16 protein-coding genes are annotated in these 19,623 nt (G+C 60.8%); all 16 read right to left on the minus strand.

The genetic code is table 11. The features are described from left to right. Positions 1-191 precede the first annotated feature (191 nt). The gene (locus FBX99_RS25260) at positions 192-740 is read right to left on the minus strand and encodes an adenine phosphoribosyltransferase (RefSeq protein WP_144924233.1); all 549 of its coding nucleotides are present in this window, start codon (positions 738-740) and stop codon (positions 192-194) included. 76 nt (positions 741-816) lie between these two features. After that, a complete protein-coding gene (gene fnr / locus FBX99_RS25265; RefSeq protein WP_144924230.1) occupies positions 817-1,551 on the minus strand; it encodes a fumarate/nitrate reduction transcriptional regulator Fnr in 735 nt (244 codons plus the stop codon). A 94-nt stretch (positions 1,552-1,645) separates the two neighbouring features. Beyond that, entirely contained in the window at positions 1,646-3,028 is a 1,383-nt protein-coding gene (gene hemN / locus FBX99_RS25270; protein WP_145133266.1) for an oxygen-independent coproporphyrinogen III oxidase, read from the minus strand. A 216-nt stretch (positions 3,029-3,244) separates the two neighbouring features. Next, entirely contained in the window at positions 3,245-3,928 is a 684-nt protein-coding gene (locus FBX99_RS25275) for a sulfite exporter TauE/SafE family protein (RefSeq protein ID WP_145133268.1), read from the minus strand. After that, positions 3,921-4,139 (minus strand): cbb3-type cytochrome oxidase assembly protein CcoS, encoded by a 219-nt coding sequence (ccoS, locus tag FBX99_RS25280; protein WP_041020485.1) that lies wholly within the window; start codon positions 4,137-4,139, stop codon positions 3,921-3,923. Before ccoS ends, FBX99_RS25275 begins: the two co-directional genes overlap by 8 nt. A 25-nt stretch (positions 4,140-4,164) precedes the next feature. Next, a complete protein-coding gene (locus FBX99_RS25285) occupies positions 4,165-6,615 on the minus strand; it encodes a heavy metal translocating P-type ATPase (RefSeq protein WP_145133270.1) in 2,451 nt (816 codons plus the stop codon). A 146-nt stretch (positions 6,616-6,761) separates the two neighbouring features. After that, complete coding sequence (locus tag FBX99_RS25290; protein WP_144924215.1) at positions 6,762-7,301, minus strand: FixH family protein; 540 nt, start codon at positions 7,299-7,301, stop codon at positions 6,762-6,764. 11 nt (positions 7,302-7,312) lie between these two features. After that, a complete protein-coding gene (ccoG, locus tag FBX99_RS25295; protein ID WP_144924212.1) occupies positions 7,313-8,728 on the minus strand; it encodes a cytochrome c oxidase accessory protein CcoG in 1,416 nt (471 codons plus the stop codon). Between the two features lie 343 nt (positions 8,729-9,071). Continuing rightward, positions 9,072-10,082: a hypothetical protein gene (locus FBX99_RS25300; RefSeq protein WP_144924209.1), complete on the minus strand. Its 1,011-nt coding sequence runs from the start codon at positions 10,080-10,082 to the stop codon at positions 9,072-9,074. A gap of 6 nt (positions 10,083-10,088) precedes the next feature. Further along, the gene (locus FBX99_RS25305) at positions 10,089-14,474 is read right to left on the minus strand and encodes an RHS repeat-associated core domain-containing protein (RefSeq protein WP_256664125.1); all 4,386 of its coding nucleotides are present in this window, start codon (positions 14,472-14,474) and stop codon (positions 10,089-10,091) included. Positions 14,475-14,759: 285 nt separating this feature from the next. Beyond that, positions 14,760-15,743 (minus strand): cytochrome-c oxidase, cbb3-type subunit III, encoded by a 984-nt coding sequence (gene ccoP / locus FBX99_RS25310; protein WP_144924206.1) that lies wholly within the window; start codon positions 15,741-15,743, stop codon positions 14,760-14,762. Next, entirely contained in the window at positions 15,740-15,925 is a 186-nt protein-coding gene (locus FBX99_RS25315) for a CcoQ/FixQ family Cbb3-type cytochrome c oxidase assembly chaperone (protein WP_003183474.1), read from the minus strand. The genes ccoP (FBX99_RS25310) and FBX99_RS25315 overlap by 4 nt, the downstream gene beginning before the upstream one ends. Positions 15,926-15,931: 6 nt before the next feature. After that, a complete protein-coding gene (gene ccoO, locus FBX99_RS25320; protein ID WP_003199605.1) occupies positions 15,932-16,540 on the minus strand; it encodes a cytochrome-c oxidase, cbb3-type subunit II in 609 nt (202 codons plus the stop codon). After that, positions 16,540-17,982: a cytochrome-c oxidase, cbb3-type subunit I gene (ccoN, locus tag FBX99_RS25325; RefSeq protein WP_047703838.1), complete on the minus strand. Its 1,443-nt coding sequence runs from the start codon at positions 17,980-17,982 to the stop codon at positions 16,540-16,542. Before ccoN ends, ccoO begins: the two co-directional genes overlap by 1 nt. 480 nt (positions 17,983-18,462) lie before the next feature. Next, positions 18,463-19,419, minus strand: a complete 957-nt coding sequence (ccoP, locus tag FBX99_RS25330) for a cytochrome-c oxidase, cbb3-type subunit III (protein WP_144924203.1) — start codon at positions 19,417-19,419, stop codon at positions 18,463-18,465. After that, entirely contained in the window at positions 19,416-19,619 is a 204-nt protein-coding gene (locus FBX99_RS25335; protein WP_144924200.1) for a cbb3-type cytochrome c oxidase subunit 3, read from the minus strand. Before FBX99_RS25335 ends, ccoP (FBX99_RS25330) begins: the two co-directional genes overlap by 4 nt. Positions 19,620-19,623: the final 4 nt, after the last annotated feature.

The raw sequence follows: 19,623 nt of genomic DNA on the forward strand, positions 1-19,623 counted from the left end.
CACTCGAATAAGATTTACGCATATCCAAACACCTCAGATTTGGGCGCCATCATAGCGCCCGATTGAAGTGTCCAAAATCATTAGGCCAGTTCAGCCTGCTCGCGATGGCGGTAAGTCAGTCAGCGATAATGTGACTGATACGCCGCTTTCGTCGGATCGCCGCCCGGAGCAAGCCCGCTGCCACTGGGGCGTTATCGTTCGCTCAGGGAAAACTGTGTCAGGCAGAACGTTGGAATCCCCATGTCCTCCAATCGCTGGGAGCCCAGCAATTCCGGCAAGTCGATGATCGCCGCGGCTTCGTGGACCTTGGCGCCCATGCGGTGGATCAGGTTGGCGGCGGCGATCAGCGTGCCGCCGGTGGCGATCAGGTCATCGAACATCACCACCGAATCTCCCTCGCACAGGCTGTCGGCATGCACTTCCAGGAAGGCTTCGCCGTATTCGGTCTGGTAACCCTCGGCCAATACATCGGCCGGCAGCTTGCCTTGTTTGCGGAACAACACCAGTGGCTTGTTCAGCTGGTAAGCGAGAATCGAGCCGATCAGGAAACCCCGGGCGTCCATCGCGCCGATGTGGGTGAACTCGGCCTCGACATAGCGGTGGGCAAAGCTGTCCATCACCAACCGCAGGGCCGTAGGAGATTGGAACAGCGGCGTAATGTCGCGGAAGATCACGCCGGGTTTGGGGAAGTCGATTACGGGGCGGATCAGGGATTTGATGTCGAAGGAGTCGAAGACCATCGTCGAAGTGTCCTGGCAGGGCTGCAAACGCGGCAGTATAGCGCGGCCAGGAGAATCCCTCAGCCGCGCGCGTTCATCAGCCTTCGATCGAGCCGCCGGCCAGGGCGCAGAGCTGGATCGGGTCGAGGATGTGGATCTCCTTGCCTTCGGCGGCGATCAACTCATTTTGCTGGAAACGGGTGAACACCCGGGATACGGTCTCCACGGCCAGGCCCAGGTAGTTGCCGATTTCATTGCGTGACATGCTCAGGCGGAACTGGTTGGCCGAGAATCCACGGGCACGGAAGCGGGCGGAGAGGTTGACCAGAAAGGTCGCGATGCGTTCGTCGGCGGTTTTTTTCGAGAGCAGCAGCATCATCTGCTGATCGTCACGGATCTCCCGGCTCATCACTCGCATCAGTTGGCGGCGCAACTGCGGGAGTTGCAGCGCGAGCTCATCGAGACGGTCGAAGGGAATCTCGCACACCGACGTGGTCTCCAGTGCCTGGGCCGAGACCGGATGACTCTCGGTGTCCATGCCGGACAGTCCCACCAGCTCGCTGGGCAGGTGGAAACCGGTGAGTTGTTCCTCGCCACTGTCGCTCAGGTTGAAGGTTTTCAACGCACCCGAGCGCACCGCATAAACGGAATCGAAGGTGTCGCCCTGGCGAAACAGGAATTCGCCTTTTTTCAACGGACGGCCCCGTTTGACGATTTCATCCAGCGCGTCCATGTCCTCCAGGTTCAGTGACAATGGCAGGCAGAGAGGGGCCAGGCTGCAATCCTTGCAATGGGCCTGGCTGTGGGCGCGCAGTTTGACTGGCTCGGACATTTCTTTAATCCTTGTGGGAAAACACACATAAGACGTAAGGGTAACCTAGCTCCGGAGCCCCGGCCAGTGCGCGCTCGTCGTCAAATTGTCGCGCTCAGATGACGCGGGAGAAGCGTTGCCGGTTTTGCTGCTCCAGATAGGCATCGAACACCATGCATACCGAACGCACCAGCAGGCGCCCGGCAGGCAATACTTTTATATGGGTATTCACCAGCTCGATCAGTCCGTCCTCGGCCATGGCCTGCAATTGGGGCCACAACGCCGCGAAATAACCCTGGAAATCGATATTGAAGGTCTGCTCGATCTCGGCGAAGGCCAGGTTGAAATGGCAGATCAATTGCTGGATCACCGCCCGCCGGAGTCGGTCGTCGGCGTTGCACAGCAGTCCGCGACTGATCGCCAGTTGCCCGTCTGCAAGGATGTTCTGGTACTGGTTCAGATCGCTGCTGTTCTGGCAGTACAGGTCGCCGACCTGGCTGATGGCCGACACGCCAAGGCCGATCAGATCGCAATGCCCATGGGTGGTATAGCCTTGGAAGTTGCGTTGCAGGGTAGCCTCTTCCTGGGCGATGGCCAGGTCGTCATCGGGCAGGGCGAAGTGATCCATGCCGATGTAGCGATAACCGGCGGCGGTCAGTTGTTCGATGGTGCCTTGCAGCATCGCCAGTTTTTGCTCCGGATTCGGCAGGTCCTGGCTGTTGATGCGCCGCTGAGCCATGAAACGCTCCGGCAGGTGGGCGTAGTTGAACACCGACAGGCGGTCTGGCTGCAGGTCGATGACCTCTTCGACGGTGCGGGCGAAGTTGTCCGGAGTCTGCTTGGGCAGGCCGTAGATCAGGTCGATGTTGATCGAACGGAACTGCAGGGTCCGGGCGGCTTCGATCACTGCACGGGTTTCGTCCAGGCTTTGCAGGCGGTTGACGGCGCGCTGCACGGCTGGATCGAGGTCTTGCACGCCGATGCTGACCCGGTTGAAGCCCAGTTCCCGCAGCAGACCCATGGTCGACCAGTCGGCTTCCCGGGGATCGATTTCGATGCTGTAGTCAGCGGAGTCGTCATCCAGCAGGTTGAAATGCTTGCGCAGCTTGGCCATCAACTGGCGCAACTCGTCATGGCTGAGGAAGGTCGGGGTGCCGCCCCCCAGGTGCAACTGTTCCACGCGCTGGGTCGGGTCCAGGTGGCAGCCGATCAGCTGGATTTCCTGCTCCAGGCGTTGCAGGTAGGCGTGGGCGCGACCACGGTCCTTGGTGATGACCTTGTTGCAGGCGCAGTAGTAGCAGATGTTCGCGCAGAACGGCACGTGCACATACAGCGACAGCGGTCGCATGGCCTTGCGGCTGTCACGCAGGGCGTGGAGCAGGTCGAAAGTGCCGACTTGGCTGGCAAACTGCGCCGCAGTCGGGTACGAGGTGTAGCGAGGTCCCGCTATGTCGTAGCGGCGGATCAGGTCAGAGTTCCAACGAATGGCGTCGAGCATGCGGGCGTTCCCCGAAAAGGCTGGCATGAGCGTGAGTTTAGGGGGGTGGACGCTAGGGCGTGTTGATTTGCATCAACGGGGCAAAGAACAGGCAGTCTTTGTGGGAGCGGGCTTGCTCGCGAAAGCGGTCTGCCTGTGTCGATGATGTTGGATGTACCGCCGCCTTCGCGAGCAAGCCCGCTCCCACAAAAGGGGTATGCCCACAGAAGGAGATGGTCAATGCCCCATGAGCCAATGTTGATGCGGCCCCGGCAGGGTCCAGATGCCGAAAACAATCACCAGCAGGCCGCCGGCCATGCGCACGCTGCGCTTGCGCAGCAGAGCGGTGACGCGTTCGGCCGCCAGGCCGGTGGCAAGCAGCACCGGCCAGGTGCCGAGGCCGAACGCCAACATCAGCAACGCGCTGTCCAGTGCGTTGCCCTGGCTGGCGGACCACAGCAGGGTGCTGTAGACCAGGCCGCAGGGCAACCAGCCCCACAGTGCGCCAAGCAGCAAGGCCCGGGGCAGGCTTGACACGGGCAGCAAACGGTTGGCGACCGGTTGGATATGTCGCCACAAGCCCCGGCCGACGCCTTCAATGCGGGTCAGGCCGCTCCACCATCCTGCCAGGTAGAGACCCATGGCGATCAGCAGCAACCCGGCCAGTACCCGCACGATCATCGCCGCCGGGCTGTTGGCGACCGCCCAGCCAGCCAGACCGATCAACAGCCCGGCGGTGGCATAGCTCAGGATTCGCCCCAGGTTGTACGCCAGCAACAGTCGCAAGCGCCGGCTGCGTTGTTCCTTGGGGATCGCCAGGGTGAGGGCGCCCATCAGGCCGCCGCACATGCCCAGGCAATGGCCGCCGCCCAACAGACCAAGGATCACCGCCGAAACCAGTAATGGCGCGAGTTCAAGCATGGGGCGGGGCCTTGTCGTCCGGTCGCTGGGTTTGGCCGTCGGCTTCGTCCACGGCGGCCTTGTGATTGGGGTCCTGATCGTCGAACAGGATGCTGTGGGCCGGGCCGTCGAGGTCATCGTACTGGCCGCTGTCCACGGCCCAGAAGAAAATGTACACGGCGATGGCCACGATCAGCAGCGCGGCCGGGATCATCACGTAGAGAGCTGGCATTTTCGAAACTCCAGGCCCGCGCGGCTCAGGCCGGCAGCGGGCGGATATCGGGCGTGGCGTCGAAAACCTGCAGCTTGGGCTGGCGAGTCAGCCTCAGCGCATTCAACACCACGGTCAACGAACTGATGGACATGCCGACCGCGGCCCACACCGGGGTAATCCAGCCGAGGGCGGCGAACGGCAACATGAGGCCATTGTACAGCGCCGCCCACACCAGGTTCTCGATGATCACCCGACGGGTGCGCCGGGCCAGGTCAAAAGCATGGATCAAGGCATCGAGGCGGTTGGACAGCAATACTGCGTCGGCGCTGGTTTTGGCCAGGTCGGTGGCCGAGCCCATGGCAACGCTGATGTCCGCTGCTGCCAGCACCGGCACATCGTTGACCCCGTCGCCGAGCATCAGCACCTTGCGGCCTTGCTGATGCAGCTGCTGCAGCACCGCCAGTTTGTCATCCGGGCGCAGACCGCCCCGGGCCTCGTCGATGCCCAGTTCGGCGGCGACGCTGGCAACCATTGGCGAACTGTCGCCTGACAGCAGGACTGTTCGCCAGCCGCGCGCCTTGCAGGCCGCCAGCAAGGCCGGGGCGTCGGCGCGCAGGCGGTCGTCGAGGACGAACCAGGCCAAGGGCCCGCGGGTATCGCCCAGCAGCAGCCATTGGCCGGGCTCGTCCGGCATTGGCGGTGTGGCCGCACGGCTCAACTCACAGACGAAACCGGGTTGGCCGATGCGCAGGCGCTGTTCGCCCACCTGGCCTTCCAGCCCCAGTCCGGGTGTGCTCTGTACCTGTTCAGCGGCCAGCGGTGCGCGGCCAAAGGCCCGCGCGATGGGGTGTTCGGAGCGGTTTTCCAAAGCCGCGGCCAGCGCCAGGCACCGATCGCTGTCGAGGCCTGCCAGGGGACGAATGGCGCGCAAGGCCAGGCGACCTTCGGTGAGGGTGCCGGTCTTGTCGAAAATCACCGTATCGATCTGGTTCAGGCCTTCGAGCACGTGACCCCGAGTCAGCAGCAGACCGAGCTTGTGCAGGGTGCCAGTGGCGGCAGTGAGCGCGGTCGGCGTGGCGAGGGACAACGCGCAAGGACAGGTGGCGACCAGCATCGACAGGACAATCCAGAAGGCGCGGGACGCATCCAGCTGCCACCACAACAGGCCGATGGCAGCAACGGCGACCAGGGAAAACAACAGGAACCATTGGGCTGCCCGGTCGGCGACTTCCGCCAGTCGCGGCTTTTCGGCCTGGGCCCTCTCCAGCAATCGCACGATGGCGGACAATCGGGTGTCCTGGCCCAACGCCTGCACTTCGACGGTCAAGGCACCTTCGACGTTCAATGTGCCCGCGGTAACCGCATCGCCCGCCTGGCGGGGTTGCGGCAGGTATTCACCGGTCAACAGGGATTCGTCGATGCTGGACTGGCCGTCGAGGATCCTGCCGTCGGCCGGCAGCACCGACCCCGGATGCACCAGGACCCGGTCGCCGGTCCGCAATTCGCTGAGCAGGATACGTTCGCTCTGGCCGTCGCTTGCCAGGCGCAGGCACGAGGCCGGCAACAGATTGACCAGTTGCGCCGTGGCCGCAGCGGTGCGCTCCCTGGCACGTCGCTCCAGATAGCGGCCGGCCAGCAGGAACAGCGCGAACATGCCCACGGCATCGAAATACAGCTCGCCCACGCCGGTGACAGAGGTCCAGATCCCGGCGATATAGGCGCTGCCGATCGCCAGGGACACGGAAACGTCCATAGTCAGGTGGTGGGTGCGCAGGTCGCGCATCGCGCCTTTGAAGAAGGGTGCGCAGCTGTAGAAGACGATGGGGGTGGTGAGAAACAGCGCAACCCAGCGCAGGATGGTGTGCATCTCCGGGCTCAGGTCGATATTGAATTCCGGCCACGTCGCCATGGTCGCCATCATTGCCTGGAACCACAGCAGCCCGGCCACGCCCAGTTGGCGCAGAGCCAGGCGGTTTTGCGCCGCCAGTTGCTCGCTGGCCTGGTCGGCCTGGTACGGGTGGGCGACGTAGCCGATCTGGCGCAATTCGGCGAGCAGGGTGCTCAGTGGCAGTTCAGCGTCGGCCCAGCGCACTTGCAGGCGATGGTTGGACAGGTTCAACCGCGCTTCGGCCACGGCAGGCAGGTTGCGCAATTGTTTTTCGATCAACCAGCCACAGGCGGCGCAACTGATGCCTTCCATCAACAGGGTGGTCTCGGCCAGCTCGCCTTCGTGACGCACGAACGACTGCTGCACGTCGGGGCGGTCGTACAACGCCAGCTCATCGGTCAGTTGGACGGGCAGGGTCTCGGGGTTGGCCGATGCTTCGCTGCGATGCTGGTAATAACTCTCCAGGCCGCCGGCGACAATCGCTTCGGCCACCGCCTGGCAACCCGGGCAGCACAGTTCGCGGGTTTCACCCAGGACAACGGCGGTGAAGCGGCTGCCGGGAGGGACGGGCAGGGTGCAGTGGTAGCAGGGCTGGGGAGTGTTCATCAGGTATTCACTGGTACCGCTGAATCCGTATTGTCAGGGAGGGCCTCATCGCGAGCAGGCTCGCTCCCACAGTTGATCGCGGACGGTCATACACCGCAATCCCCTGTGGGAGCGAGCTTGCTCGCGATTGCGCGAAGCGCGACTTTTTACTTTTTCAGGTCTTCGGCACCTTGCAGCGGCTCATCGCCGAGCAAGATGGCTTGGTCATGGTTTATCTGCTCTTCCTCGAACAGACGCCATATCTTGTCGTTTTCCACGCCCAGCAATTCGACAAAGCGCCGGCCTTCGATCTTGTCCGTCAACTGGCCGATGTACCGCCCCGGCTCGCTGTCGTTGCGGGTCAGGACGATCTTGCGGTCCTTCTCTGGCTGGGTCGGCGAAATCAGACTCAGCTCCAGGGTCTGGGGCCGGCTCTTGCCGCTCAGGCGCAGGTTCACCTCGCCAGTGACATCATCCATCTGCACGTTGGCATGCAACTGCAGGGTCTGGGCCAGCAGTTCGCGCTCCAGCGAGCGGTTGATGCCCTTGCCGGCTTCGTAGTAGTTGTCGTTGACCAGGTTGTCCGGGTTCTTCACCGCAATGGTCACCATCGTCAGGCTCAAGGTCACCGAACAGGCCAGGATCCCGATAATGATCCACGGCCAGAGGTGTTTGTACCAGGGGCTGGTGGCGGTTGCTGCAGGCATGTTCAGTTCTCTCAACGAATTTGTGGGCCGATGAACCGGCTCTTGGCTTCGACATGAACGCTGTCGTCATCGGCATCCTTGAGGATGAAGGTCACCTCGTTGGTGCTCGACGGCAGTTGGTCCGGCGCACTGGACAACTCCACCGGCTGGCTGAAGATATCGCCGGCCGCGACCTTGATCTCCCGTCGGCCTTGCAGCTTCAAGTCCGGCAGGCCAGTGGCCTCCAGCACATAGGTGTGATCGCGCTGGTCCTTGTTCATGATCTTCAGGCTGTAGACGTTCTCGATCCGGCCTTCGGCGTTTTCGCGGAACAGCACGCGGTCCTTGCTGACGTCGAAGCCCACCAGCGAACGCATGAGGAACGCCGTCACCAGCAGGCTGATCATTGCCAGCAGCACCAGGGCATAGCCGATCAGGCGCGGGCGCAGTTTATGGGTTTTTTGCCCCGACAGGTTGTGTTCGGTGGTGTAGCTGATCAGGCCGCGCGGATAATCCATCTTGTCCATGATGTTGTCGCAGGCATCGATGCAGGCGGCGCAACCGATGCACTCGATCTGCAGGCCGTCGCGGATGTCGATGCCGGTGGGGCAGACCTGGACGCACATGGTGCAATCGATGCAATCCCCCAGGCCCAAGGCCTTGTAGTCGATGCCTTTCTTGCGCGGGCCACGGCCTTCGCCACGACGTGGGTCATAGGACACGATCAGCGTGTCCTTGTCGAACATCACGCTCTGGAAGCGGGCATAAGGGCACATGTAGATACACACTTGCTCACGCAGCCAGCCGGCGTTGCCATAGGTGGCGAGGGTGAAGAAACCGACCCAGAAATACGACCAGCCATCGGCCTCGCCGGTAAAGAACTCGAACACCAGCTCGCGGATTGGTGTGAAGTAGCCGACGAAGGTCATGCCGGTGACAAAGCCGATCAGCAGCCAGAGGCTGTGCTTGGCGAATTTGCGCAGGAACTTGTTCGCCCCCATGGGCGCCTTGTCCAGCTTGATGCGCTGGTTGCGGTCGCCTTCGGTGATTTTTTCGCACCACATGAAGATCCAGGTCCACACGCTCTGTGGGCAGGTGTAACCACACCATACCCGTCCGGCGTAGACCGTAATGAAAAACAGGCCAAAGGCCGCGATGATCAGCAGCCCGGACAACAGGATGAAATCCTGGGGCCAGAAGGTCGCACCGAAAATAAAGAATTTGCGTTCCGGCAGGTTCCACCAGACGGCCTGGTGACCGCCCCAGTTCAACCAGACGGTACCGAAGTACAGCAGGAACAAAAAGGCTCCGCCCACCATCCGCAGATTACGGAACAGACCGGTGAAGGCGCGGGTGTAGATTTTTTCCCGAGAGGCATACAGGTCGACGCTCTTGTTGGCGTCCTTGGCAGGCGGGGTGACGTCATGTACCGGAATCTGATTGCTCATCAAATGCATCCCACGGCAGTGGAAAAGTGCCGGGGCCAGTGCGTGCCGACCACGGTCAGAAAGGGTGCTGCAATGGCGCAATGATACGCCTGTCGCTCTAGCTCACGGGTGCGACCTTTGGTCGCGTTGGGCGAAAGGGGCGAATGGTGTAGCGGATGTAACAAGTCATGACTTAGATCAATTGACTTGTTGAGTATAGTCCTCCAGCCGTAGCGGACGATTTGTAGTATTGATTATTAGGCTGTGTACGAAACAGTTCCCCGAAGGGACGGGATTACGATAGGCGGCATGACTAAGGCGCACAAGCGGGCGGATTCTGGCGTAGTGGAAATTCGCCGCAATTTTACTGCCTGTATAGGATGTTGTAGAACGAAGTTGGGCCGTCATTTATCAAGGACAGGTCATGGCCCGTGGGGATTTTTTCGAACAGCGCTTTGGTGACACTCATGCGACGCAGGATGATGGCCTCCAGCAATTTACCGAATAGCACCTCATCATTGATGTATTTCTTCAATTTCAGGAGTTCACGGGGCCGGTTTTTCAGGATGTGGAAGGAGTAGTTCATCAGAATCATGTTCGAGACGAACAGGTTTTCCGTTGATTGGAGCGGATTGAGCGTATCGATGAGAGCGTTGAATATCCACTGCCTGTCCTGGGCATAGGTGTTCAGGAAAAGGTCGGGATACATGAGCTCGCTGTGGCGATCATTGAGATTGAAGCGGCAAGCGTCTGCATCAGGTTCGGTCAGTAATCGGATAACGGCTATCTGATAGCTTTTCAAATGACTCAGCAGCTCATGCTCTTTCCTGGCATCCGCGTTGATGGTCCTGTAAACCAGGTCGATGATCTCCAGAAAAGGCACAGGTCCCGAGGTATCGGTCCCCATCATCAATTGATGACCCTCGATGCTGAACCGACGATACACCTCGTCGTCGATACTCAACTCGAAGAGCAGGAACCTGAGCATGTGGTTTCTGAGTTGCGTATTGGAATCGATTGGGCTGTTCTTCAAGCGGATCAACTGGATCAAGTAGAAGAAAATAAAATAGTCTTTGTTGGTTCGTTGGCGGTTGTCGATCTCGAGCAGATAACCAAGGCGCGACAGGACCAGGAGCAGGGCATGGCAGTCCGGTTCAGTGAAGCCGATTTTCGCCATGGCTTTTTCGAAGGCAGCTATGGAAAACAAATCGTGCCAGCGGCTCACGCTGAAGGATGAGCCGTTGCTTTTCCTGGCCATGACCCGGAGCAGTGAAGGCTCGTCTTCTTCATGGAAAATGGTGCCCAGCGCCTTCGGGTAGGGGCGGGCGTTCAGGAAGTTTTCAAGCTTATAGGAGAGGAGGTTGAATATGTCCATTTAGCCTTACCCGCATGTCTTCCACTTTCCATTCGGGCCTTTTTTCTCGACACGAAATGACGTGATGGTTTTATTGAATTTGTCCAACAGCCGGAAACCGATTCCTCTGGCTTTGGGTTCATTCGTTTTGGAAAGCACGCCATCTTTCAGACCCGTCTCCTTATAGTCAACAGTAGAGATGTCTTTGTGGTTATTGAGCATGCTGACCCCTTCATTGTTGACGGTAGCGACGACTCGATACTTTTCATTGCCTGGGTTGAATCCTGGATTGCTGTCCTGGTTGACCCAAACCGCCTTCTCTCCCCTGATATTCGGTACCAAGCCCCCTTTACCGCCATTGGCGGCCTTCGAGGAAACCGTTTCGCTTTCGCCCATGTAGCGAATAATCTCGTTTTCTTTCAACCCCAATGGGTCGATCCAGGTGAATGGATTCGGTGAGTAGCGATAGAGATTAAGGCTGCCGGTCAGCCCTAGAGGGTCGGGCGTGGTAAAGCGTCCGATGTCTGGGTCGTAAAAGCGAAAGGTGTTGTAGTGCAGGCCAGTTTCCCGATCCAGATATTGCCCCTGGAATCGAAGGTTCTGTTCTTCGACGTAATACGGTTCACGCACTTCCTCAAAAGCGTTGCCCCATACTTGATAGCGGGCATGCCACAGCGGGTGGCCGTCACTTTCCGTCAAGGCGTGTGGCAGGCCATTGGGATCGTTGTGATAATGGCGAATGCGTTGGCTCTCTTCGATGCCGTCGACCCTGGCCAAGGGCTCATGACCGTTATCAGCGTAGAGGTACAGGCTGGTCAGGCCATTTTTTTGCTCCTTTAGTAACTGCAGGCCATCCCAGTCGAAGCGCGTGGAAGCGATGAGTTGACCTTTGCTGTCATGTTCAGTTTTCTCAATCCTTCGGCCTAAGGGGTCATAGCGCATCCTGACGACGCTTTCTCCCTCGATTTTCTGTGTTCGAACTTCAATCAGACGATGATCCGAGTCATAGCTGAATCGCTGCAACCCGTGCCGTCGGCTGCGTTTCTCTATCATTCGTCCGAAGCCGTCGTATCGATAACGCTTATCCTGATAAGTTAGCAATTGGTTGTGCACAACCCGTCCGATTGCGCCAGAGGGGCTGTCGAGGAGATTGGCAGCGGCATCGAAGGAGAATGTTTCATTCTGTCCTTGGCGACTTCCCTGGCTCGAAATGATTCGCCCCGTCACGTCGTAGTGCAGCAGTTGACGTTGCTGACCTTGTGGCAGTCGTTCGAGGCGGCCTACAAGATGATCGCTGGGGTCGAAGTCAAAATGCATCTGTTCGGCAGCTGCCATCGGCGAAGGAGGGCTGCCGAGGCGGCGTTGGCGACTGCGTAGGCGCCCACTACGGTCGTAGTCGCTATGCGTGTGGATTTGGCCTTGCGTGCGCATCACCTCACGATGCAGCCGGTCACGTTCGAAATCACTGATGACCTGGCCGTCAAGATTGATCTGATGCAGGTGGCCACTGCCGTAGTAAAGGCGGTTGATCCAGCGACCCTCAGGGAGGAGGGTCTGGGTGAGATTGCCGAGTTCGTCGTAATGGTGTTGCACAAGCCCTGTCGAACTCTGTTCTTCAATCAAATATCCCAACGCGTCATAAGCGAAGCCCAATCGCTGTTCATCGCCATCATTATTGGCAGTGACGGCTTCGATCAATTGGTTCAGCGGGCTGTAGCTGTACCGCGACTGTCCGTCAGGTGTGAATCGGGTGATCAGTCGACCTACCGCATCGCGTTCCAAATGCTGGACGATGGGTTCTTCGAGGGGCTGATGATCATTTCGCAGCGCTGCGACGGTTTCGACTCTTGTTACGTGGTCGAGAGCGTCGTAGGTGTAACGCTTGACGCTGCCGTCGAGATTGCGCTGTTCAACCAACCGATCCCCGGCATCCCAGGCAAACCGATAGCTCTCGCCATTCTCATTGACCAGTGCCTGCAGCCGTCCATAGCTGTCATACGCAAACTGCACCTGCCGGCCCAGGGCGTCGGTGCGTTGGCGGACCTGGCCGCGGCGGTTGTGCTGGTAGAGGGTGACGTGTCCGGCCGGATCCGTATAGCCGGTCAACTGGCCGGCGGCGTCGCGCTGGTAATGCTCGGTACGGCCGTCCGGCAGTTGGCTGCTGAGCAGCCGGCCTTGGGCGTCATAGCTGAACTGGGTACGCTCGCCGAGGGCATCGGTGATGGTCTGCAAATAGCCGCGCGAGTCATAGCTGAAGCGGGTGGGGTAACCCGAGCAGTCAATGTGCTCAGCGAGCTGCCCGAACGGGTTCCAGCGCAGCTTCCTGCTCTTGCCGGTGGCGTCGATGATCTCGACGACTTGGCCGTGGACGTCGTAGCGGTAGCGGGTAATGTGGCCTAGCGGATCGGTTTCGGCGATGCAATTGCCCCGTGGGTCGTAGCGATACTGCCAGCTATTGCCGGCTGCGTCGGTGTTCACCAGCGGCAGGGCCCAGTGTTCAAGCCACAGGGTGAAGTTGCTGCGGCCCAATGGATCGGTTTCGCTGATCAGGTTGCCGGCTTCGTCGTAGCTGAAGGCATAGCTGCCGCCTTGCGGGTCGGTGGCGCCGAGTAGCTGGCGTTCGTCGTTCCACTCGAACAGCCAGGTCTGGCCGAGGTTGTCGCTGGCGCGGGTGATCTGATACTGGGCGTTCCAGTGCCGGGTGCTGGTGCGATTCAAACTGTCGGTGATGCGCGTCGTCCCGGCCGCCAGGTCGTAGTCGAACTGGTAGGCGTCGCCCTCGTCGGTCCAGTGACGGACCACGCGCCATTCCTGATTTTCGACCAAGGCCCAGTCATAGAAGCAGCGCAGTCCGGTGGGTAACTGATGTTCCACCATGCGCCGGCCGGCGTCGTAGCTGAAGCGCCGTTGCACCTGGCCGGTGGCGTCGCGCACTTCGGCGAGGTTGTTGGCGACGTCGTAGGCGTAGCTGACCAGCACTTCGCGCTGTTGATCGGGGTAGAGGCGTTCGATCCGGGTGACGCGCTCGCGCTCGTGAGTCAGCTCCACTTGCACCTGATCGAAGGTATCGCGCAGGCGTACCAGACGCCCGGCCTCGTCGTAGTCGAGGTGAATGCGGTTGTCGTTGCGGTCGCCGAGCTGTTCCAGGCGCAGCAAAGCCGCGTTCCCCGGTGCTGGTTCGAACAGACGATACAGGCCGTCGTCGCTTTCGATCAGTAACTGGCCGTTGACGTGTCGGCGCACGGCGAGGCCTTCGCCGGCGCTGAACACCGCGCCACCCAGGGGAATCGAGCCCATGTCGATGGGCCGGCCCTGTTCGTCGGTGTAGACCAGGGTCTCGCCGCCCTCGGGATGAGGCCGGATCTCGACGCACACCTCGTAGGGCACGCTCCAACCGACGCCGAACAGGCCGTCCCGGCGCTCGTCGCGGCTGTTGTAGAAGCGTTGCCAATCGATCGGCAGGATGCCGGGCAGGACGAAGTCCATCTCCTCGACATCGCCCAGCACTTTAGCGCCGGTGGCCGCATGCACCGGGTTCGACGAGCCCATGGCCGCATTGGCCGCCGCACTCATGGCGCTGCTGACGGCCATCGATGCCGCCGCGCCGGCCAGCATGCACGGCAGCTTGCTGAAGAACTTGCCCTTGCCACCCTTGAGCATCAGCAGCGCGGTCACCGCCAGCCCCACCCCCGGCATCTTGCCGCTGCGAATCTCCCGTACCACCACGGTGCCGCCGCCGATGGTCACGTCGGGGGAAATCAGCCCGGACGAGACTACCTTGCCATCGCAGGTGCTGCGGTCGCCGCTGCGCACGGCGGGCTGGCCGTTGATGGTGACCTTGTCCGAGCCTTCGGCCAGGAACTGCGGCGGCATCGGCGGGTGCTTCATACAGGTGATCATGTCCAGCGGCTTGGGCACGGCGCCGGGGGCGGGCGTGGCGACGGTGGGGCGCCACATCTGCGAGAAGAAGCTCTCGGCCATGTCCAGGTAGCTGGGTTCGGGCGCTTCCAGCTCGGTGCCGGCCGGCGCGACATGGGACTCGATGGCCCCGGCGGCGCGAGCGGCGGGAATGTTGTTGGTCAGGGTGTCGGTGGAACCGGTGAGGATGTTGGCCTGCACCGTGGGCGGAAAGAGGGCGTTGCCGATGCCCTCGCAGATATTGCTCAGACCCTTGTCGGCGCCGGTCTTGCTCATGGCGATGCCGACGACCGCGCCGACCACGGCGCCGAGCAGGAAGCAACCCAGGCCGCCGGTGGCGACCGTGATACCGGTGGCCGCCACCACGGCAGCGGTGGCGACGGCGGTGATCGCGATGTTGGCTGCCACCTCCAACACACCGCCGAGAATGTCGGCCATCATCGAGGTGTGATCCAGCGCGTCGCCCAGGCGGGCAGCCCAGAGCGCGTCAGACATGTCGGATACCCGGACGTTTGACGGCCATCTGCTTGAAGGGGTCGATACCTACCACTGCGCCTGTCTCCTTGGCGATGAATTGAGAGTCCGTTGTAACGTTATTTCAGCTTGACCACGGGTTGAGCAGCGCTACGCCACATGTCAGTGCCCTCGCTGAATTCGAATGTAGGCACGTTACTACCTTATGGAGGGCATGCAAGGGCAACAGGTGGGCCAGCCTTCGGGCCAAACAAAAAGGCCCCACCAATATCATCGGCGGGGCCTTCGGTGTATCAGGCGCTTGTCTTACTGGGCGTCAGCGGCCGGAGCCTTTTCGCCGTGGGACAGGCTGTAGACATAGGCGGCCAGCAGGTGGACCTTGTCGTTGCCTTGCAGGTCGGCCTGGGCAGGCATCTGGCCCTGGCGACCGTAACGGATGGTCTGCTGCAGTTGAGCGAAGCTCGAACCGTAGATGAACGCGGCCGGGTGCGTCAGGTTAGGTGCGCCCATGGCTGGAGTACCCTGGCCTGTCGGACCGTGGCAGGCCACGCAGTTGGCAGCGAAGATTTTCTGGCCATTGGCCGGATCGGCCTTGGCGCCTTCCGGCAGTTTGCGACCATGCAGACTGGTCACCAGGTAAGACGCCACGTCGGCGACGCCTTGCTCACCGACCACGGCAGCCCAGCCCGGCATCACGGCATGACGACCGCCCATGATGGTGGTCTTGATGGTTTCCGGCTCACCGCCCCAGCGCCAGTCGGCGTCGGTCAGGTTAGGGAAACCGTAGGCACCCTTGGCGTCGGAACCGTGGCAGACCGAGCAGTTGGAGGCGAACAGACGGCCGCCCATCTTCAAGGCTTGCGGATCCTTGGCAACCTCTTCGATCGGCATGGAAGCGAACTTGGCGAAGATCGGACCGAACTTGGCATCCGAGCGCGCCATTTCCTTTTCCCACTCATGCACGCCGGTCCAGCCGGTCTGGCCGTTGGCGAAAGCGGTCTGCTTTTCGGTGTCCAGGTAGTTATAGCCTGGCAGCAGGCCTTTCCAGTTGCCCAGGCCCGGGTAGAGCGCCAGGTAGCCGAGGGCGAACACGATGGTGCCCACGAACAGCATGAACCACCATTTCGGCAGCGGGTTGTCGTATTCCTCGATACCGTCGAAGGAATGGCCAACCGTCTCTTCGGTGGCCTCGCTGCGCTGGCCCTTGCGGGTCGACAGCAGCAGCCAGGTCAGGGAGAAGATCGTTCCCAGGCTGAGGACTGTGACGTACAGACTCCAGAACGTTGTCATTCTTTGTTACTCCTAGAAGCTTGCTCGACGTGCTTGATGGCTTCGGGATCATCCGCGAACGGCAGCAAGGTCGCGTCGTCAAACTCCGACTTGCGCTTGGGGCTGAACACCCACAGGGCCAGACCGATAAAGGCCACCATCACGACGACGGTGCCCAGGCCGCGAATCATCCCGATATCCATTAAGAATCACCGTTTGCTTTTGATGATGGTGCCCAGGCCTTGCAGATAGGCCACCAGCGCGTCCATTTCGGTCTTGCCCTTCACGGCATCCTTGGCACCGGCGATGTCTTCATCGGTGTAAGGCACGCCCAGGGTGCGCAGGACTTCCATTTTTTTCGCGGTGTCTTTGCCGTCGAGCTTGTTTTCCACGAGGAACGGGTAGGCCGGCATTTTCGACTCGGGCACCACGTTGCGCGGGTTGTACAGGTGCGCACGGTGCCAGTCATCGGAGTAACGACCGCCAACGCGGGCCAGGTCCGGACCGGTACGCTTGGAGCCCCACAGGAACGGGTGGTCCCAGACGCTTTCGCCGGCGACCGAGTAGTGGCCGTAGCGTTCGGTCTCGGCGCGGAACGGACGGATCATCTGCGAGTGGCAGCCGACACAGCCGTTGGCGATGTAGATGTCGCGGCCTTCCAGTTCAAGGGCGGTACGCGGCTTCATGCCTTCGACCGGCTTGTTGGTCACGTCCTGGAAAAACAGCGGAACGATCTGGGTCAGGCCGCCGATGCTCACGGCGATGACCATGAAGAAGGCCAGCAGGCCGATATTCTTCTCTACTGCTTCGTGCTTCATCAGTGAGCTCCAACTACGGCGATCTTGGCGGCGGCTTCAGCTTCAGCCGGGTCAGAAGCACGAACGGTGCGGTACACGTTGTAGGCCATGAACAGCATGCCGCTGGCGAAGAACGCGCCGCCCAGGGCACGGACGATGTAGCCAGGGTGGCTGGCTTGCAGCGCTTCGACGAACGAGTAGGTCAGGGTGCCGTCGTCGTTGATTGCGCGCCACATCAGGCCCTGGGTAATGCCGTTGACCCACATCGAGGCGATGTAGAGCACGGTGCCGATGGTCGCGAGCCAGAAGTGCGCGTTGATCAGCGGGGTGCTGTGCATCTGCGCACGACCGAACAGTTTCGGGATCATGTGGTAGATGGCGCCGATGGAAATCATCGCCACCCAGCCGAGCGCGCCGGCGTGGACGTGACCGATGGTCCAGTCTGTGTAGTGGCTCAGGGAGTTGACGGTCTTGATGGCCATCATCGGACCTTCGAAGGTCGACATGCCGTAGAACGCCAGGGACACCACTAAAAAGCGCAGGATCGGGTCGGTGCGCAGCTTATGCCAGGCGCCCGACAGGGTCATCATGCCGTTGATCATGCCGCCCCAGCTCGGCGCCAGCAGGATGATCGACATCGCCATGCCCAGGGACTGCGCCCAATCCGGCAGCGCGGTGTAATGCAGGTGGTGCGGACCGGCCCAGATGTACAGGGTGATCAGCGCCCAGAAGTGGACGATGGACAGGCGATAGGAGTAGATCGGACGCTCGGCCTGTTTCGGCACGAAGTAGTACATCATGCCCAGGAAGCCGGTGGTCAGGAAGAAACCCACGGCGTTGTGGCCGTACCACCACTGGATCATCGCGTCGGTCGCGCCCGAATAGGCAGAGTACGACTTGAACAGGCTGACCGGCAGCGACATGTGGTTGACGATGTGCAGCATCGCCGTCACGACGATGAAGGCACCGTAGAACCAGTTGCCGACGTAGATGTGCTTGGTCTTGCGCTTGACGATGGTGCCGAAGAACACCAGACCGTAGGTCACCCAGACGATGGCCAGCAGAATAGCCAGGGGCCACTCCAGTTCCGCGTATTCCTTGGTGGTGGTCAAACCCATTGGCAAGGTCACGATCGCGCCGACGATGACCGCTTGCCAACCCCAGAAGGTGAAGGCCGCGAGACTGTCGGAGATCAGTCGCGTCTGGCAGGTTCGCTGCACGACGTAGTAGGAAGTGGCAAACAATGCACAACCACCAAAGGCGAAGATCACCAGGTTGGTGTGCAGCGGGCGCAGGCGTCCAAACGTCGTCCATGGCAGATCGAAGTTCAACTCCGGCCAGACCAGTTGCGAGGCGATGAAGACACCGAGCCCCATGCCAAGGATCCCCCAGACCACCGTCATGATGGCGAACTGGCGGACTACCTTATAGTTATAAGCAGTCGGACTGATTGCTGTGCTCATTCTAAGGTTCCACGGTTTGGGTGTTTTATTAGGATAAAAATCGGCCGCAAGTATGGAGAAAGCGGGGGGTCATTGCAACGCGCCATGACCTGGGTCAATGCTTTCAAAAGCTGATTCTGCGGCCTTTCCATGCGCCGCGTAGGGACAAAAATGGGCCCTCGGCAAAGTGTCGCACCGAAGGAAAGAGGCGAGGGGGTCAGATCGGTTGTAACGGGGTGTGTTCAAACACGGCGTTCGGGTGACACCGGGCCATTGTCGTCACAGCCGGTATCTGCCTGTCTTTACGGCGTTTTTGTCGAACACATCGGGTCGGGTCGACCTGAAACCGGCAGTCGCCAGTACACGCAGAGGCAAGCTTAGACCCGATTCCGGGGATCCGAAAGGAAGACCTTGGGAGGGTGCGACAAATAGAAGCAGCTATGAGTTTCGAGCTGCAAGCTGCAAGCGAGTGTTCGTCGCTCGCAGCTCTTGCTTTTGCCTTTACTTGACGCTTGAAGCTTGCGGCTCGCCGCTCAACTGCTCATTCCCTTTCGAGAGGCTATAGACGTAAGCAGCGAGCAGTTGCACCTTGTCATTGCCGAGCATTTCGTTCTGCGCCGGCATATGACCTTGGCGGCCGTGGCGGATGGTCTGTTGCAGTTGGGCCAGGCTGGTGCCGTAGATGAAGCCCGCCGGTTGTGTCAGGTTCGGCGCGCCCATGGCTTCGGTGCCTTGGCCGTTGGTGCCGTGGCAAGCGACGCAGGTGGTGCTGAATGCCTGTTTGCCGGCTTCCAGGTCGGCGCCGCTATCCGCTGGCAGCGGCAGGCCGGCCAAGTCATGCCGTACATACGCTGCTACATTCTTGACCCCGGCATCCCCCAGCATTTCACCCCAGGCCGGCATCGCCGCCATGCGCCCCCCCATAATGGTGGTCTTGATGGTGTCGGCCGCGCCGCCCCAGCGCCAATTATTGTCGGTCAGGTTCGGAAAGCCGAAGGCACCCTTGGCATCCGAGCCGTGGCAGACCGAGCAGTTGGAGGCGAACAGGCGACCGCCCATTTTCAGGGCTTGTGGGTCTTTGGCGACTTCCTCCACGGGCATCGCCGCGAATTTGGCGAAGATCGGTCCGAACCGGGCGTCGGCCCTGGCCATCTCCTTTTCCCATTCATGGGCGCCGGTCCAGCCGTTTTCATAGCCAGGCAGGATGCCTTTCCAGTTGCCCAGGCCCGGGTACAGGACCAGGTAACCGACGGAAAACACCAGGGTGCCGGCGAACAACAGGAACCACCACTGCGGCAGCGGGTTGTCGTACTCCTCGATGCCGTCGAAGCTGTGGCCCATGGTCTGGTCGACGCTGCCCTTGGTCTCGCCTTTGCGAGTACCGATCAACAGCCAGGTCAGGCCGATCAGGCTGCCGAGGGTCAGTACGCAGATCCACGTACTCCAGAAGGTGGTCATGGCCGGGTACTCCTTGTTGCAGGGTCTTGGGGATGGGCGATGTCGGCGGGTGGTTCGTCGGCGAACGGCAGCAGGCGCGCCTCGGCGAATTCCGGACCGCGCTTGCTGTTGAACGCCCACAGGAGCAGGCCGATGAAGGCTACGAACACCACGACCGTGCCCAGGCCGCGGATCATTCCAGTGCTCATTTCAAGAAACATGGGA

Source organism: Pseudomonas sp. SJZ074, from assembly GCF_007828215.1.
Lineage (GTDB): Bacteria > Pseudomonadota > Gammaproteobacteria > Pseudomonadales > Pseudomonadaceae > Aquipseudomonas.

Coding starts and splice junctions, on each gene's coding strand:
- hemN (WP_145133266.1), bottom strand. CDS start 3,028: ATGCTCGACGCCATTCGTTGGAACTCTGACCTGATCCGCCGCTACGAC.
- fnr (WP_144924230.1), bottom strand. CDS start 1,551: ATGTCCGAGCCAGTCAAACTGCGCGCCCACAGCCAGGCCCATTGCAAG.
- FBX99_RS25335 (WP_144924200.1), bottom strand. CDS start 19,619: ATGTTTCTTGAAATGAGCACTGGAATGATCCGCGGCCTGGGCACGGTC.
- FBX99_RS25260 (WP_144924233.1), bottom strand. CDS start 740: ATGGTCTTCGACTCCTTCGACATCAAATCCCTGATCCGCCCCGTAATC.
- ccoP (WP_144924203.1), bottom strand. CDS start 19,419: ATGACCACCTTCTGGAGTACGTGGATCTGCGTACTGACCCTCGGCAGC.
- FBX99_RS25300 (WP_144924209.1), bottom strand. CDS start 10,082: ATGGACATATTCAACCTCCTCTCCTATAAGCTTGAAAACTTCCTGAAC.
- ccoP (WP_144924206.1), bottom strand. CDS start 15,743: ATGACAACGTTCTGGAGTCTGTACGTCACAGTCCTCAGCCTGGGAACG.
- FBX99_RS25290 (WP_144924215.1), bottom strand. CDS start 7,301: ATGCCTGCAGCAACCGCCACCAGCCCCTGGTACAAACACCTCTGGCCG.
- ccoG (WP_144924212.1), bottom strand. CDS start 8,728: ATGAGCAATCAGATTCCGGTACATGACGTCACCCCGCCTGCCAAGGAC.
- FBX99_RS25285 (WP_145133270.1), bottom strand. CDS start 6,615: ATGAACACTCCCCAGCCCTGCTACCACTGCACCCTGCCCGTCCCTCCC.
- ccoN (WP_047703838.1), bottom strand. CDS start 17,982: ATGAGCACAGCAATCAGTCCGACTGCTTATAACTATAAGGTAGTCCGC.
- FBX99_RS25305 (WP_256664125.1), bottom strand. CDS start 14,474: ATGTCTGACGCGCTCTGGGCTGCCCGCCTGGGCGACGCGCTGGATCAC.
- ccoO (WP_003199605.1), bottom strand. CDS start 16,540: ATGAAGCACGAAGCAGTAGAGAAGAATATCGGCCTGCTGGCCTTCTTC.
- ccoS (WP_041020485.1), bottom strand. CDS start 4,139: ATGCCAGCTCTCTACGTGATGATCCCGGCCGCGCTGCTGATCGTGGCC.
- FBX99_RS25315 (WP_003183474.1), bottom strand. CDS start 15,925: ATGGATATCGGGATGATTCGCGGCCTGGGCACCGTCGTCGTGATGGTG.
- FBX99_RS25275 (WP_145133268.1), bottom strand. CDS start 3,928: ATGCTTGAACTCGCGCCATTACTGGTTTCGGCGGTGATCCTTGGTCTG.